Here is a 14,462-nt window from a genome sequence, read left to right on the forward strand (position 1 = left end):
AGGAGGCAGGGAGTTCAGTCAAGCCATGGTCGCAAAAGGTGCTGCAGTACCCACCACCACAGGCGTTCACGGTGGATTTCGCCGACTCCTCGATCAACTACTGCTGTTCTGGGTGCGCAATCCCCTGGAAGCTTTTGCGGTCGGCAGCGACCTCCGCCAGGCGATCTGGACGGCGTTCGACAAGAACGGCATCGGCATTACCTTCCCCCAGCGCCAGGTGTATCCGATGGAATGGCCCCCCTCCAAGGAACAAACCCACCGGATCGGCAGCCCCACCAATCAGCTCCAGGCCGAAGCAGACAGCGATCCTGCCAACGACTCAGCTGGCGAGACGCCGTAGGTAGTCCTCCTGGCGTCCGGCGTTGATCCAACCGGTGGCGATCAACTTGCTGGCGCTCTCATTCACCCGTCCGCGGTGAATGTGGGACGGACCAGCCGGAAAGATCACCAACTTGCCCCGCTCCGCCGGTTCGTGGTGGTCCTGCCAATGGAACTCGGTGCCAGCCTCATCCACGTCGTTGCAATAAAGAATCCAGGCCAGCACCCGGTGCACCGGTTCGGTGGCCTCATCGCTGATGGTCCAATCGCAGTGCCATCGCTTGAACCCTTCCCCCGGGGCGTAGTGCTGGAGGTTGAAGATCGGATTCACAAACAGGCTCTGCTGCGGGCAGCACTGCCGGAACAACGGCCGCTCCTGCAGATAGCGCTCCAAGCCGGCCGTCACCCCCCGCAGGATCAGTTGCGAGAGGGCAAAGGATTCGGGTTCCGAGCGATCAATCGCCACCAGGCTGATGTCGGTGCTCTGTTTCGCCGGTTCCCCCTCACCCTCGGGCCCGAAGGCCACGCCAGGCCGCTGTAAGTCCACCCGGCGCTCGAAGAACTCACGCACCGCATCGGCCACCGAGGCGTAACCGGGATTGCTGTAGCGCCCGATCAGGTTCATGCCGCGGCCTCCAAGCGAGGTATCGCCACCACAGCATCGAGCTGCTGCCAGCGCGACCGGTCAGCCACCACGTGGTCTTGCAACTGCACCTGTTCGATCACCGTGGCAGCGCGCTCAAGATCCAGGGGAACACCCGGGCCCATCGGCAACACCAGCACCTGCTGCTCAGCCGGATCGGCCATCACCTGAAGATCGAGGGCCTCCAGCTCCCGCTCAAAGAACACCCGCCGCATCCGGGTGGTGAGGCTTGGCCCAAGCGCCTCGACGAACCGGGCCATGCCGGCTTCATCCCCGGAGCTGCCGCAATTCAGCGACAACCAGATCAGCAGCTTCACCCAACTTTCCGCCGTCCACAGGGGTTGGAAGCTCTCCCGGTGCTGCCGCACCAGCTCAGCGATTGAAAAATCAAACAGCGTGGCCTGCAGGCCAGTGGCATCAGCGGAATCCATGCTGTTCATCCTCTCCTGCGAAAGGTCAGACTGGGGCGACTGGCTATTCGCACCATGGCCCTGGACCTGAACGATCCCGAACTCGAGTTCTCCGATCTGGTCTACGCCTACCAGAGCTGGGTGATGGCGGTGATCAATGACGAAAAGCTGGACAGCGACGACAAGCTGCTCACCGACGACATCGCCGAGGACGCCCTCAACTCAATGCGCTTCCTGCCGGGCGAGGTAACCAACGCCATCGAAACCAGCCTGGCCCGCGTCTACGACGTGGACGCCGACGAACTGGCCGAGCTGCTCTTCCCTGAGGACTGAGCCCAGGCTCAGGTGAAGCGATGGGTTGGTCCGCGGCTGACATCCCGAACCAGCAGGGCCGCATAGCCCTGATCACTGGAGCCAACAGCGGCCTGGGCCTGGAAACCGCGCGCGCCTTGAAACGCTGCGGGGCCACCGTGGTGTTGGCGTGCCGCAGCCACCGCAAAGCCGAGAGGGCCAAGCAGGAGTTGCTGCAGGAGCGCGATGGGGGAGCGGTGGATCTGGTGGACCTGGATCTGGCGGACCTGACCAACGTGCAACAGGCGGCGGCCACCGTCGGGGAGCGCTACGGCTGCCTTGATCTGCTGATCAACAACGCTGGCGTGATGGCACCGCCGCGCCGCACCACCGCCCAGGGGCATGAATTGCAGTTCGGGGTGAATCACCTGGGGCACATGGCCCTGACACAGGCCCTGCTGCCGCTGATGCAGAACCGGCCCGATCCCCGCGTGGTGACGGTGACCTCCGGAGCGCAGTACTTCGGCAAGATCCGCTGGGACGACCCCAGCTGGAGCAAGAGCTACGACCGCTATGGGGCCTATGGCCAAAGCAAACTCGCCAACGTGATGTTTGCCCTTGAGCTGGATGCACGCCTGCGCGAGCAGGGCAGCCACATCCGCTCACTGGCCGCCCATCCCGGCATCGCGCGCACGGAACTGCAGCCCACCGCAATCGCCAGCGTCGGCAACCGCTTCGAGGCCCTTGCCTACCGACTGATGGATCCCCTGTTCCAAAGCGCCGGCATGGGTGCCCTGCCGCAACTGCATGCCGCCACCTCGGCGACTGCTCAGGGTGGCGAACACTACGGCCCTGAGCAGTTCGGCGGCTTGCGGGGTGCACCGGCGCTCTGCCGTGTGGCGCCAGCAGCGAGCCAACCTGCCGAACGGCAGCGGCTCTGGAGCTTGAGCGAGCAGCTGATCGGTGGCTGAATCCCACGCTGTGATGTTGAGTGGCAGCTGGTTGGTCGCCCTTTGAAACCATGGCCACTCGCCGCCCTGCCACCCAGATCAATGCCCGCCAGAAGGTCTTGCTGGCGAACCTGCAGGCCTGTGGTGATGAGATGAGCGGTCAGCAGCTGCACCGCAGCCTGGAGCCCGAACAGACCATGGGCCTGGCCACGGTGTACCGGAATCTGCGCCAGCTGCAGCAACGGGGCCTGGTGCGCTGCCGCCATCTGCCCAATGGCGAGGCGCTCTATGCGCCGCTGGAGCGGGATCGCCACCACCTCACCTGCGTCGATTGCGGCAAGACCCAGGCGCTCGACCACTGCCCGATTCATGACCTGGAGGTGCCCGAAGACGGTCGCAAAGGCTTCGATCTCCTGTTTCACACGCTTGAATTCTTTGGTCTCTGCAGCGACTGCCGCGAGCGGCAGCAAAGCCCGTCATGACCCTGGCCGCCACGTACTACGGAGCCAATGGCTGGTTGCTCGAATTCGATGATCTCCGCGTTCTGGTGGATCCCTGGTTGCGCGGCAGCCTGAGCTTCCCCCCCGGGGAGTGGCTGCTCAAAGGGGAACTGCCCTGCGAGCGCAAGGTGCCCGAGAAGCTGAACCTGCTGTTGCTCACCCAGGGGCTTGCAGACCACGCCCATCCGGAAACCCTGGCGCTTCTCCCCAAGGACCTGCCCGTCATTGGATCGGTAGCTGCAGCACGGGTGGTGGAACGCCAGGGCTTCACCAGCGTGAAAACCCTCTCCCCCGGAGAGAGCACCAACCACCAGGGCCTGCAGGTGCGCGCCAGCGCCGGTGCACCGGTGCCAATGGTGGAAAACGGTTATCTGCTCGAGCATCCGGCCGGATCGCTCTATCTCGAACCCCACGGCTTTCTCGATCCAGCCCTGGAGCCACAGCCCCTGGATGCCGTGATCACGCCGATGGTGGATCTGGGGCTGCCGGCGCTTGGAGCCTTTGTTAAGGGCTGCTCCGTGGTGCCGCAACTGGTGGAACGCTTCCAACCCACCACGGTGCTCGCCAGCACCTCCGGCGGTGACGTGCGCTTTGGCGGCGCATTGAGTCGGGCCCTGCAAATGAAAGGATCCGTGGCCAGCACTGGTGCCCAGCTGCCGGCCAGCAGCTCCTGGACCGATCCAAGACCAGGGGAACGACTGCTGCTGAAAACTGATTTTTCGGATTAAGCTTTGTAACAACAGCTTGAGTTCGATGAAATCCACGCAAGCCAGCGATTCTTGGTTCCAAGGCGTCGCTGCCCGCGACATCCACATGGAGCAGCTCAAAAAGGCCGAACGCTTCAACGGCCGTGCCGCCATGGTCGGCATCGTGATCGGAATCATCACCGAGGGGCTCACCGGTGCCGGCATCGTTCACCAGATCGGGCTGGGTCCCCTGGTGGATGGCTATGCCGCCTGCCGCACCCAATTCCTGCCCTTCTGCTTCTGATTCGGAAGGGGGACCACCCCCCCCGATGACGAGAATGGTGCGATTCACGTTCGAATCGAATGGCTGCTGACAAGGAACTGCTGAAGGAAGTGGCCCTGGAGCTGTGGAACACCACCAAAAAGCTTCGTCCCGGCCTGCCCAAAGCGCCTCGCGCCCAGCTGGTCTTGAAGGCTCTGCTCACCATCGGTGACATGAGCGATCAGCTGGAAGCCGCCATGGTGCTTGGAGTAATTGAGGCGCAGGAACCCGACGATGAGCCCGGGCAGGGAGAAGCGGCCGGCGAAGACAAGACGGTGTCTGAAACCGATGCCAAGACCGAGCGGGAGACCCCCAGGGTTGTGCGCAAGCGCTCCAGCAGCCGCTGATCAAGACTTCCAAATGACAAGCCACCCATCCCGCTCCCTCCCTGGGGATGGGTCAAGCTTTTGAAAGCGCTTCGGCGAGACGGCTTAACGCTGCAGAGCAACCACAGCCGCAGCAGCAGCAAGGGCCACGACTCCAGCCATCCAGATGCTGCCTTGGCGTTCCAACAACCACGCAGCGTTGCGAGAGATCGACAACCTGCCAGTTGCCAACAGCGCAGTGAACCCCACCAGCAGAACCACGGGAACCACAAGCGCCAAGACCAACTGCATCACAAAGTGCCTTAGAGGCCTGCCTTTCAATGATGATGTGATGGCAAAGCGAGCTACGTCTCTACGTCCGCACCACAGCCTGAATCTTGACTCTGTTGATCGTCACGGCCGGTTTCATTGGTCTGCTTTGGCTCACGCAAAGCCTGATCAGACGTGGCATGGATGACAGCAGCAACAGCTGAGGCGTCTTCATTCCGCTGAAGGGACGAACCTCGTCAGCGATGCCTGGGCTCCCCTGGGGCCTGCTCGGCTTCCGCCTTCAGGAAACGGCGATGCTGAGATGAGGCATAGCCGCTTAGGTCAATTCTGCTGGCTTTGCTGCCAGCCTTTCGCCACTCCCTCGGGGGAGTGCTGGATCTTCTGTTCATGGAATCGAGTTATCGGTTCTCGCGCAGTGGGCCTTAAATCAGGCTCTTTGGCGTCGCCCCACCTTTGCACACCCACCCGTCCGGCGCACCAAACGGATGAGTAATTGCAGCTACGGCAAGCCATTCGAATCGGACCGATACTCCGCCCAACGGCAAACGGCTTGTGACTCCTGAAGAGCAGTACGTGCAATGCATGGATGCTGCCTACGCCGCTGCTGACAGGGAGACCTGCCTGAAAATGATGCGAAGAGCAGAAGGCGTCCTACGCGGTGAATTCAGCGCCCAGCCAACAAGCAATGGTCCTGGAGAGCGAGCGCTGGCGAACTGAAGCAAAACCTCAGAAAACGCAGTGCTGCACTGCGTTTTGAAATGGGCGATACTGGGATCGAACCAGTGACAATCTCCTTGTAAGGGAGGTGCTCTACCGCTGAGCTAATCGCCCCACTGGGCAGATTCTGCCCTAACGCGTCAGCTTGGGGGCGCACGACAGCCCCGAAGACTTGGCAACGGGTCCCCGCCACGATCAGAGCATCTGGGTCATGAGTCTCCCGCTCGGCATCGCTGTGGGCTTGGTGCTGGGATGGGCTGCAGCCTTGATCGCAGCCGCCAGCTGCCTGGCTGGCGGTTTATGGCTGTCCCCAGACCTCGATACCCGCTCCAATGCGCTGCGGCGCTGGGGAGCCCTCGGCTTTCTCTGGTGGCCCTATCGCCTGCTGATTCCCCATCGCTCGCTCTGGTCCCATGGTCCGCTGCTGGGAACAGCCGCGCGCCTGGCGGTGCTGCTCACCTGGTGCCTGATCGTGAGCATGGCGGTTCCAGCACTCTCACCAGCGGTGCTGCTGACGACGCTCCAGCAACTGATGCATCAGCACCCACGGGAGTTCATCGCTCTGCTTGTGGGTTTGGAGGGCAGTGCCTGGATCCACCTGATCCTCGATGGCGACCCCTGGCCCCAGGAATGGTCGAAGAAACGACAGCGATGAGAATGTGGGCGTTGCCCCAGTTGTTGCCCCGGCATGGCCAACGCTCCTTCTGACGCCATCCAGCGACTGATCGATGTTGTGGCCCAACTCAGGGATCCAACAACGGGCTGTCCCTGGGATCTGGAGCAGACCCATGCCTCGCTGGTGCCCTACGTGCTGGAAGAGGCCCATGAAGTGGCCGATGCGATCCGCCAGGGCAGCGATGCCGAGATGAAGGAAGAGCTGGGGGATCTGCTGCTGCAGGTGGTGCTGCATGCCCAGATCGCTCGGGAGCAGCAGCGCTTTGATTTGGATGCGATTGCCGACGGCATCAGCGACAAACTGATCCGCCGTCACCCCCATGTGTTCGGCGATGCCGTCGCCAGCACCAGTGACGAGGTGCGACGCAGCTGGGAGGCCATCAAGCTCCAGGAGCAGGCCGAGGCCCTGGCGGGCTCCTCCAGCCCCCTCAGCGACCGGCTCAGAACCAAGGTGCGGAGCCTGCCGGCCCTGGCTGGAGCCATGACCATCTCCAAGAAAGCGGCCAAAGCCGGCTTCGAGTGGGATGACATGGCCGGCGTCTGGGAGAAGGTCCATGAGGAGCTGGACGAACTCAAGGAGGCGGTGGCCAACGGCGACAAAGGTCATGCCCAGGAGGAACTGGGCGATCTGCTGTTCACCCTGGTGAATGTGGCCCGTTGGTGCAGCATCGAACCCGAGGAGGGTCTCACCGGCACGAATCAACGCTTCCTCGACCGCTTCTCCCGCGTTGAAGCTGCCCTGGAAGGGGATCTGCAGGGCCGCAGCATCAACGAATTGGAAGCCCTCTGGAAACAGGCCAAAGCGGCGATCCGAGCAGAACACTCGCCCACCTCTGGATCCGATTAGTCGTCGAGGGAGGGACGACTGCGCCGTTGACGCTTGAGGTCACCACGCTTTTTCTTGGTGTCCAACCGCCGCTTCACGGCACCACGACCCGGCCGGGTGGCCTTTCGGGCACGCGGTGCTGGCTGCAAGCCCTCCCGCAGCAGCTCCCCCATGCGATGCAGAGCCTTCTGTCGGTTCTGCCATTGGGAGCGTTCTTCTGCGACCACAACCCGTAGGCAGCCCTCCACCAAACGGGTCTGGAAGTGCTCCAGCAATCGGGCGCGGCGAAATGGACCCAGACAGGAACAGTTCGCCAGATCCAGAAGCAATTCCACACGGGAATCGGTGGTGTTGACCCCCTGCCCGCCGGGGCCGGATGAGCGGCTGAACCGCCAGCGCAGCTCCCTGGACGGAATGGTCAACCGCTCGTTCACCACCAGGTCTTGCACCAGCCATCTCCTGGCTCAAGAACAACAGGATGCTCCCACCAGGTTGATGCTTCGAAGAGAGAGCACCTGCACCAACCCTGACCCCTACCGATAAAACAAAAGCCTTGATCTGACGAAAAAGGCTTTGGAGCTGCCCTCTTCCACAGCAGCTCCCCAACACAGCACATTCAACCTCCACAACTTGCGTTCGTCAATCCCAAGAGCACTACATCTGGTGTTTGGGAACAGCCCCACCGGGTCCTTAGCTGGAGAGATGCCCACCGCAGCCCATGAGCAGCTGGATTGACGAAGAACACCGCGGCGTCCGCTATGGATTGAAGGGAGAGGTGCTGGTCGAGGAGACCAGTCCGTTCCAGCGGATCAGCGTGATTCGCAGTGAGCGCTACGGGCGGGGGCTGCTCCTGGATGGCTGTTGGATGACAGCGGAACAGCAGGAACGCCATTACCACGAGGCCTTGGTGCACCCAGCCCTATGCAGCGCCAGCTCGATCGAGCGGATTCTGGTGATCGGAGGCGGGGACGGCGGCACCGCGCGGGAATGCCTGCGCCACCCAGGCGTCCAGCGGCTGGACATGGTGGAGATTGACGGGCGTGTGGTGGAACTCAGCCGGGAACACCTTCCCGACATCGGCGGATCCGCCTGGTCTGATCCGCGGTTCCAGCTCACGGTGGGCGATGGCATCGCCTGGGCCGCTGAGGCTGAGGACCAGAGCTATGACGTTGTCTTGGTGGATGGCTCTGATCCCGCCGGACCCGCCGAAGGCCTGTTCAACCGCGCCTTCTTTGAAAACTGCCGACGGCTGCTGAAGCCCGGGGGCGTGTTCGGCACGCAGAGCGAATCTCCGGAAGCCTTCCGCGATGTCCACATCGCCATGGTGCGCCTGTTACGCGAGGTGTTTGACCATGCCGACCCGCTCTATGGCTGGGTGCCGATGTACCCCAGCGGCTGGTGGAGCTGGACCTTCGCTGCGATGGCAACACCCCGTTACCGCACTCCATACCCAGAGCGCAGCGAGGCCATCGCCGCAGGCTGCGAGATCTGGTCCCCGCGCTGGCAGCGGGGGGGCATGGACGCCATTCCGGCCTTCGTCGAACGGGAGCTGCAGCCATGACCGCACAACCGCCGAGTGGGCTTTTCGACAGTTTGTTTGACAGCGACGGAACCATTTTCATGGGATCCCGTCGCAACCCTGCCGACTGCCGCGTTGGTCTGTTTGGTGTGCCGTATGACGGCACCACCTCCTTTCGCCCTGGCACCCGCTTCGGCCCCGCCGCCATCCGAGAGGTGAGCGCTGGCCTGGAGACCTATTGCCCGCAACTCAACCTGGATCTGGAGGATCTCGACTTTGCGGATCTTGGTGCCGTTGAGATTCCCTTCGGCAACCCTGAGCCCGTTCTCACCAAGGTGAAGCAAGCAACCGAAGCCGTGCTCAGCCTGGGGCTCAGGCCCCTGATGCTGGGCGGGGAGCATTCGATCAGCTCAGGTGCCGTGGAGGCCGTGGCACAACGCCACCCCGACCTGGTGCTGGTGCAGCTGGATGCCCATGCCGACCTCAGGGACAGCTGGCTGGGGGCCCGCCACAGCCATGCCTGCGCCATGCGCCGCTGTTTGGAGGTTCTTCCCAGCCAGACGCTGTTTCAACTCGCGATCCGGAGTGGCACGCGGGAGGAATTCAGCGAACTGCACGAGAGCGGCCGGCTGATGCCCAGCGTCGACGCCCTTCAACAGGCCCTCGCTCCCTTGCAGGGGAAACCCATCTATCTCACTGTCGATCTGGACTGGTTTGACCCCGCCGTTCTGCCTGGGACCGGCACACCGGAACCCGGTGGTTACAACTGGTCTGACTTCGCCAGCCTGATCGGGGTGCTTCGAGAACATCACCTGGTGGCGGCCGATGTGGTGGAACTGGCCCCACAACTCGACACCAGTGGCATCAGCTCCGTGCTGGCCGCCAAGGTGACCCGCAGCCTGCTGCTGCTCCTGGGTGGCAATCAATAGAAGTGACGGGCATCAGCCCGCTGCTGCCGCAAACGACTGTGCTGCTTGCTGAGCAATTGCAGCACCAGCGTTGGGTGCCGATGGATGAGCGCCAGAAAATTGGAGCGGCTCAGGCGGAACAACGAAACAGGCGTCACCGCTGTGGCATCACGGCTGTGACACTCGGCGCCATCCACCAGATCCTCATAGAAAAACAATTCACCGGAACCAAAGCGAATGCGGTTCAACGGACCACTGCTCAGTTCCATCCATCCCCGTTCAATCACATGGATGAACTGCACAGGCTCACCGGCACTGAAAACAGTTGCGCCGGTGGGAAGGGTCAGGCGATCCACCTCAGGCTGTTCCTGGATCAGTTCCAGAGGAGTCAGCGGAGCTGAGGCGGACAAGGCAATAACGGGGGTTGGCTGCAGTATCCCGCGTTCATCCGGTGGAGGCCATCAGCAATGGCGGAGACGTGGATGGATCCAGGCTCACGTCAAGCTGCGATCCAGCTCCAGCTGACGCTCTCCAACACCGCTGCTCTGCAGAGCCGGAAGCTTGGGGGAACGGGGGGTCCAGTGGTGACAGACCATCAGATCTGCAATCTCGGCATGCACCTCCAACCGGCGCAGACGGCACCACCCCTTCGCACCTGCCGGCAGGGTGCAGTACTGACAACTGCGACAGCAGGAGCTAGCGGCCAAACAAGCGCTCCGGAAACGCGCTCAAGCTAGTGACGGTCTGCGAAACGGACCATGGACAGGGGCAAATTTCCGGGTTCCCTTCCGGATCGTGAAGCCCTCCATAAGAATGCGCTTCTCATCGGCCGCCCCCATGTCCCTGCAGCGCACTCCCCTGTTCGAGTCCTGCCGCAGCGCCGGGGGCCGCACGGTGCCGTTTGCAGGCTGGGAGATGCCGGTTCAGTTCAGCGGCCTGATCCAGGAGCACAAGGCCGTTCGCGAACGGGTCGGCATGTTTGATATTTCCCACATGGGAGTGCTGCGCCTCGAAGGTGCCAATCCCAAGGATGCGCTGCAACGGCTGATCCCCAGCGACCTGCACCGCATCGGTCCCGGCGAAGCCTGCTACTCGGTTCTGCTGAACGAGCGCGGCGGCATTCGCGACGACCTCATCGTTTACGACTGCGGTGCCATTGATGCCGAACGGGGTGCGCTGGTGCTGGTGATCAATGCCGCCTGCGCCGACAGCGACACCGCCTGGATCCGTGAACAGATGGAGCCCGCTGGCCTGACGGTGACCGACATCAAAAAGGACGGAGTGCTGCTCGCTCTGCAGGGCCCTGAGGCCATGGGTTTGCTGCAGGAGCTGAGCGGCGAAGACCTCAGCGGCTTGCCCCGCTTCGGCCACCGGATGCTCAACCTCAAGGGCCTGAGCCAACCGGTGTTCAGTGCTCGCACGGGCTACACCGGCGAAGACGGTGCCGAGTTGCTGCTCAACGCCGACGACGGACAGAAGCTCTGGCAGCTTTTGCTCGATCGCGGTGTCACCCCCTGCGGCCTGGGGGCAAGGGACACCTTGCGGCTGGAGGCCGCCATGCACCTTTACGGCCAAGACATGAACGACAAAACCAACCCCTTCGAGGCCGGGTTGGGTTGGCTCGTGCACCTGGAAATGCCCGTGGATTTTGTGGGCCGACAGGCGCTGGAGCAGGCGGCGGAATCCGGCCCGGCCAAACGCCTGGTGGGGCTCAAGCTGCAGGGTCGTGCCATCGCCCGCCACGACTACCCCGTGATGCACAACGGAGAGACGGTGGGCATTGTCACCAGCGGCACCTGGTCACCCACCTTGGAAGAAGCGATCGCCCTGGCCTACGTGCCGCCGTCCCTCGCCAAACTCGGCACCGAACTGAGCGTTGAGATCCGCGGCAAGGCCCAGCCGGCAACGGTCGTTCGCAAGCCCTTCTACAAACGCGCCTGACGCTCACCGCTGCTGTGGGAAACTCGCTCTTCTCCAGTTGAGACATCCCATGCGCAGCAACGGTTGCGGCGACCTGCGCGAACAGAACATTGATCAGCAGGTGCAACTGTGCGGCTGGGTGGATCGACGCCGTGATCACGGCGGGGTGATTTTCATCGACCTGCGGGACCGCAGCGGCACGGTGCAGATCACGGTGGACCCGGATCTGGGCGCCGACGCCTTCGCCGTCGCCGAGCATCTGCGCAGCGAAACCGTGCTGCAGGTTGAAGGGAAAGTCCGGGCCCGGCCCGGCGACTCCCTGAACGACAAGCTGGCGACGGGAGCCGTGGAAGTGCTCGCCAGCGGCATCACCGTGCTGAACAGCGTGAAAGGCAACCTGCCCTTCCCCGTGTCGGTGCACGACGAGGAGAACACCCGCGAAGAACTGCGGCTGCGCCACCGCTATCTGGATCTGCGCCGCAAGCGCATGAACGACAACCTGCGGCTGCGGGCCCAGACCATCCAGGCCGCCCGTCGCTTCCTGGAAGACGCCGGTTTCATCGAGGTGGAGACCCCGGTGCTGACCCGCTCCACGCCGGAAGGCGCCCGCGATTACGTCCTTCCCAGCCGGGTCTGCGGCGGCGAATGGTTCGCCCTGCCCCAGTCCCCCCAGTTGTTTAAGCAGCTGCTGATGGTGGGCGGCATCGAGCGGTACTACCAGGTGGCCCGCTGTTTCCGCGACGAAGACCTGCGGGCCGACCGCCAGCCGGAATTCACCCAGCTAGACATCGAGATGAGCTTCATGGATCAGGAGCAGATCCTGGAGCTGAACGAATCACTGATCTGCGCCATCTGGAAGGCCGTGAAGGGCATCGAACTGCCGCGGCCCTTCCCACGCATGACCTGGCATGACGCCATGGAGCGCTATGGCACCGACCGACCCGACACCCGCTACGGCATGGAGCTCACCAACGTGAGCGACATCGTGAAGGACATGGGCTTCAAGGTGTTCAGTGGCGCCGTGAAGTCCGGCGGCGCGGTGAAGTGCATCGCGGTGCCCGGCGGCAACGATGCGGTGAGCAACGTGCGGATCAAGCCGGGTGGTGATGTGTTCAGCGAGGCACAGAAAGCTGGTGCCGGTGGCCTGGCCTTCATCCGGGTGCGCGACGGCGGTGAGATCGACACGATCGGCGCCATCAAGGACAACCTCAGCGATGAGCAGAAGCAGGAGCTGCTCAGCCGCACCGGCGCGGAACCCGGCACCCTGCTGCTGTTCGGTGCCGGCGACACCGCCACGGTGAACAAGGCCCTCGACCGGGTGCGCCAGTACCTGGCCAAGGAGCTGGGCATGGTGAAGGCCGACCGGGACAACGACCAGTGGAACTTCCTCTGGGTGGTGGACTTCCCGATGTTCGAGTTCAACGGCGACGAGAACCGTTACGAGGCCCTGCACCACCCCTTCTGCGCCCCCAATGCGGAGGATCTCGGCAGCGATGCATCGAAGTGGGCCGAAACCCTGCCCGGAGCCCGGGCCCAGGCCTACGACCTTGTGCTCAATGGCCTTGAACTCGGCGGCGGCTCCCTGCGCATCCATGACTCCGCCCTGCAGCGCCAGGTGTTGCAGACGGTTGGATTGCCCCTCGAGGAGGCCCAGGAGCAGTTCGGCTTCCTGATGGACGCTCTCGATGTGGGCGCACCGCCCCACGGCGGCCTGGCCTTCGGTGTGGACCGGATGGTGATGCTGCTGGCCGGAGAGGAGTCGATCCGCGACACCATTGCCTTCCCCAAGACCCAGCAGGCCCGCTGCCTGATGACCAGTGCCCCAGGGGGCGTTGCCGACAAGCAGCTGGAGGAACTGCACGTGGCCAGCACTTGGGTTGAGCCCGACCAGGAAGACTGAAGGCGGCTACTGGGCTGAGCAGATCCCGAAGGGAATCAGCGCATTTGTCGCACCGCGGCCAACGGCGAGGAACCCTGAAGTTGGACTTCACAAGGCCAGCTTTTGCCCAGCAAGCCCCGACGGACCGGGGGGACCCGTGAGCGCCGCAGCAGCGGCACAACGGATCTGCTGCGGCTTTATCTCCAGGACATCGGCCGGGTCGACCTGCTCACCAATGAGGAGGAGGTCACCCTGGCCCGCCTGGTGCAGCGCCGCGAAGCACTGCTGCTCCAGCAACGAGAGCTGGCTGAGAGCGATGCCGCCATCGGTGAACTGCACCGTCTCGAAGAACTGCAACGCCGGGAAGCCAACCAGCACAGCCACTGGCCAACCAAGCAGGAATGGGCACGCGCGGCAGGACTGCCCTTGCCCGAGTTGCAGCAGCGGATTGACCGGGGCTATCAGGCCTGGGCTGAGCAGGCCCAGCTGGAGGCTAAGGATCTGAAGCTGGCCCTCCGCAACGGGCGGCGAGCCAAAGACCACATGATTCAGGCCAACCTGCGCCTGGTGGTGGCGGTGGCCAAGAAGTACCAGCAGCGGGGAATGGAAATCCTGGACCTGGTCCAGGAGGGAACGCTCGGGCTGGAGCGGGCCGTGGAAAAGTTCGATCCCACCCGCGGTTTCCGCTTCAGCACCTACGCCTACTGGTGGATCCGCCAGGGCATCACCCGGGCCATCGCCACCCAGAGCCGCACGATCCGTTTGCCCGTTCACGTCACCGAAAAACTGAACCGGATCAAACGGGTCCAGCAGGAGATTGCAAGCAACGAAGGACGCATTGCCTCGATCGCGGATCTGGCGCGCGAATTGGGCATCAGTGAAGACACCGTGCGCCAGACCCTGGCCCGGGTGCCCCGCTCAGTGTCTCTGGACACCCGTGTCGGCCGCGAACAGGACACCCAGCTTGGGGATCTGATCGAGGACGGCCATGCCACCCCGGAGCAGACCCTCACCCACGACGAACTCCACAACGATCTGGAGGATCTCCTGGATGAACTCACCAGTCGGGAAGCCGCTGTCCTGCGCCTGCGCTTCGGATTGGAGGACGACACGCCCCAGACCCTGGCCCAGATCGGGGAAGAGCTGAAACTCTCAAGGGAGCGCGTTCGTCAGATCGAAACCCGCGCCCTGCTCAAACTGCGGCAACCCCAACGACGCAGCAAAGTCCGGGATTACATCCAGGGCCTGGATTCCTAAAACACCGGCTCCCCCTGGAGCCTATGACCGACGCCAGCTAATTTG

Annotated in this window: 19 protein-coding genes, 1 tRNA gene and 1 pseudogene; 14 read left to right on the plus strand and 7 right to left on the minus strand. The window is 63.3% G+C overall.

Features of this window, described 5'->3' with window-relative positions; genetic code table 11:
- Positions 1-35 precede the first annotated feature (35 nt).
- Positions 36-340: pseudogene (locus NCN05_RS04320) on the plus strand (mechanosensitive ion channel family protein); the annotation flags it as partial.
- Here the strand turns inward: NCN05_RS04320 and NCN05_RS04325 are convergent.
- Together NCN05_RS04325 and NCN05_RS04330 are read right to left on the minus strand one after the other, a co-directional pair.
- Positions 320-943 carry a 2OG-Fe(II) oxygenase gene (locus tag NCN05_RS04325; protein WP_114987741.1) on the minus strand — a complete coding sequence of 208 codons (624 nt, stop codon included), beginning with the start codon at positions 941-943 and terminating at the stop codon, positions 320-322. The pseudogene NCN05_RS04320 and the gene NCN05_RS04325 sit on opposite strands and share 21 nt — an antisense overlap.
- A complete protein-coding gene (locus NCN05_RS04330) occupies positions 940-1,392 on the minus strand; it encodes a protein phosphatase (RefSeq protein WP_186496441.1) in 453 nt (150 codons plus the stop codon). Before NCN05_RS04330 ends, NCN05_RS04325 begins: the two co-directional genes overlap by 4 nt.
- Before the next feature lie 54 nt (positions 1,393-1,446).
- On the opposite strand from NCN05_RS04330, the gene NCN05_RS04335 reads away from it, so the two are divergent.
- The 6 genes from NCN05_RS04335 to NCN05_RS04360 are packed head-to-tail and all read left to right on the plus strand — an operon-like array spanning position 1,447 to position 4,467.
- A complete protein-coding gene (locus NCN05_RS04335; protein WP_006852028.1) occupies positions 1,447-1,704 on the plus strand; it encodes a hypothetical protein in 258 nt (85 codons plus the stop codon).
- Between the two features lie 20 nt (positions 1,705-1,724).
- Positions 1,725-2,633: an oxidoreductase gene (locus NCN05_RS04340; protein ID WP_250397149.1), complete on the plus strand. Its 909-nt coding sequence runs from the start codon at positions 1,725-1,727 to the stop codon at positions 2,631-2,633.
- A 50-nt stretch (positions 2,634-2,683) separates the two neighbouring features.
- Entirely contained in the window at positions 2,684-3,094 is a 411-nt protein-coding gene (locus NCN05_RS04345) for a Fur family transcriptional regulator (protein WP_250397150.1), read from the plus strand.
- Positions 3,091-3,840: an MBL fold metallo-hydrolase gene (locus NCN05_RS04350; RefSeq protein ID WP_250397151.1), complete on the plus strand. Its 750-nt coding sequence runs from the start codon at positions 3,091-3,093 to the stop codon at positions 3,838-3,840. The genes NCN05_RS04345 and NCN05_RS04350 overlap by 4 nt, the downstream gene beginning before the upstream one ends.
- Positions 3,841-3,865: 25 nt before the next feature.
- The gene (locus tag NCN05_RS04355) at positions 3,866-4,102 is read left to right on the plus strand and encodes a high light inducible protein (protein WP_115009835.1); all 237 of its coding nucleotides are present in this window, start codon (positions 3,866-3,868) and stop codon (positions 4,100-4,102) included.
- A 59-nt stretch (positions 4,103-4,161) separates the two neighbouring features.
- Complete coding sequence (locus NCN05_RS04360) at positions 4,162-4,467, plus strand: TIGR03894 family protein (RefSeq protein ID WP_115009834.1); 306 nt, start codon at positions 4,162-4,164, stop codon at positions 4,465-4,467.
- Positions 4,468-4,551: 84 nt separating this feature from the next.
- Here NCN05_RS04360 and NCN05_RS04365 read toward each other — a convergent pair whose 3' ends face one another.
- Together NCN05_RS04365 and NCN05_RS04370 are read right to left on the minus strand one after the other, a co-directional pair.
- Positions 4,552-4,737: a hypothetical protein gene (locus NCN05_RS04365; RefSeq protein WP_250397152.1), complete on the minus strand. Its 186-nt coding sequence runs from the start codon at positions 4,735-4,737 to the stop codon at positions 4,552-4,554.
- A gap of 738 nt (positions 4,738-5,475) precedes the next feature.
- Positions 5,476-5,547 (minus strand) — tRNA-Val (locus NCN05_RS04370).
- 97 nt (positions 5,548-5,644) lie between these two features.
- Between NCN05_RS04370 and NCN05_RS04375 the strand changes: the two genes are divergently transcribed.
- Together NCN05_RS04375 and mazG are read left to right on the plus strand one after the other, a co-directional pair.
- The gene (locus NCN05_RS04375; protein ID WP_502988799.1) at positions 5,645-6,088 is read left to right on the plus strand and encodes a metal-binding protein; all 444 of its coding nucleotides are present in this window, start codon (positions 5,645-5,647) and stop codon (positions 6,086-6,088) included.
- Between the two features lie 33 nt (positions 6,089-6,121).
- A complete protein-coding gene (gene mazG / locus NCN05_RS04380) occupies positions 6,122-6,955 on the plus strand; it encodes a nucleoside triphosphate pyrophosphohydrolase (protein WP_250397154.1) in 834 nt (277 codons plus the stop codon).
- Here the strand turns inward: mazG and arfB are convergent.
- Positions 6,952-7,383 (minus strand): alternative ribosome rescue aminoacyl-tRNA hydrolase ArfB, encoded by a 432-nt coding sequence (gene arfB, locus NCN05_RS04385; RefSeq protein ID WP_115009815.1) that lies wholly within the window; start codon positions 7,381-7,383, stop codon positions 6,952-6,954. The two genes, mazG and arfB, sit on opposite strands and share 4 nt — an antisense overlap.
- Before the next feature lie 269 nt (positions 7,384-7,652).
- On the opposite strand from arfB, the gene speE reads away from it, so the two are divergent.
- Together speE and speB are read left to right on the plus strand one after the other, a co-directional pair.
- The gene (gene speE / locus NCN05_RS04390; protein WP_250397155.1) at positions 7,653-8,495 is read left to right on the plus strand and encodes a polyamine aminopropyltransferase; all 843 of its coding nucleotides are present in this window, start codon (positions 7,653-7,655) and stop codon (positions 8,493-8,495) included.
- Entirely contained in the window at positions 8,492-9,382 is an 891-nt protein-coding gene (gene speB / locus NCN05_RS04395; protein ID WP_250397156.1) for an agmatinase, read from the plus strand. The genes speE and speB overlap by 4 nt, the downstream gene beginning before the upstream one ends.
- Here speB and NCN05_RS04400 read toward each other — a convergent pair.
- Together NCN05_RS04400 and NCN05_RS04405 are read right to left on the minus strand one after the other, a co-directional pair.
- Entirely contained in the window at positions 9,376-9,771 is a 396-nt protein-coding gene (locus NCN05_RS04400) for a cyclic nucleotide-binding domain-containing protein (RefSeq protein WP_115160958.1), read from the minus strand. The genes speB and NCN05_RS04400 overlap by 7 nt on opposite strands.
- Positions 9,772-9,855: 84 nt before the next feature.
- Positions 9,856-10,068, minus strand: a complete 213-nt coding sequence (locus NCN05_RS04405) for a hypothetical protein (protein ID WP_115009811.1) — start codon at positions 10,066-10,068, stop codon at positions 9,856-9,858.
- Positions 10,069-10,198: 130 nt separating this feature from the next.
- Here NCN05_RS04405 and gcvT point away from each other — a divergent pair, with 130 nt between their 5' ends.
- The 3 genes from gcvT (at position 10,199) to NCN05_RS04420 (ending at position 14,417) form a co-directional block, all read left to right on the plus strand.
- Complete coding sequence (gene gcvT, locus NCN05_RS04410) at positions 10,199-11,302, plus strand: glycine cleavage system aminomethyltransferase GcvT (protein ID WP_250397157.1); 1,104 nt, start codon at positions 10,199-10,201, stop codon at positions 11,300-11,302.
- Positions 11,303-11,351: 49 nt separating this feature from the next.
- Entirely contained in the window at positions 11,352-13,181 is a 1,830-nt protein-coding gene (gene aspS / locus NCN05_RS04415; RefSeq protein ID WP_250397158.1) for an aspartate--tRNA ligase, read from the plus strand.
- Positions 13,182-13,283: 102 nt separating this feature from the next.
- Positions 13,284-14,417, plus strand: a complete 1,134-nt coding sequence (locus tag NCN05_RS04420) for an RpoD/SigA family RNA polymerase sigma factor (protein WP_250397159.1) — start codon at positions 13,284-13,286, stop codon at positions 14,415-14,417.
- The last annotated feature ends 45 nt before the right edge of the window (positions 14,418-14,462 follow it).

The organism is Synechococcus sp. MU1651 (assembly GCF_023630635.1).
In the GTDB taxonomy this organism is placed as follows: Bacteria; Cyanobacteriota; Cyanobacteriia; order PCC-6307; family Cyanobiaceae; genus Parasynechococcus.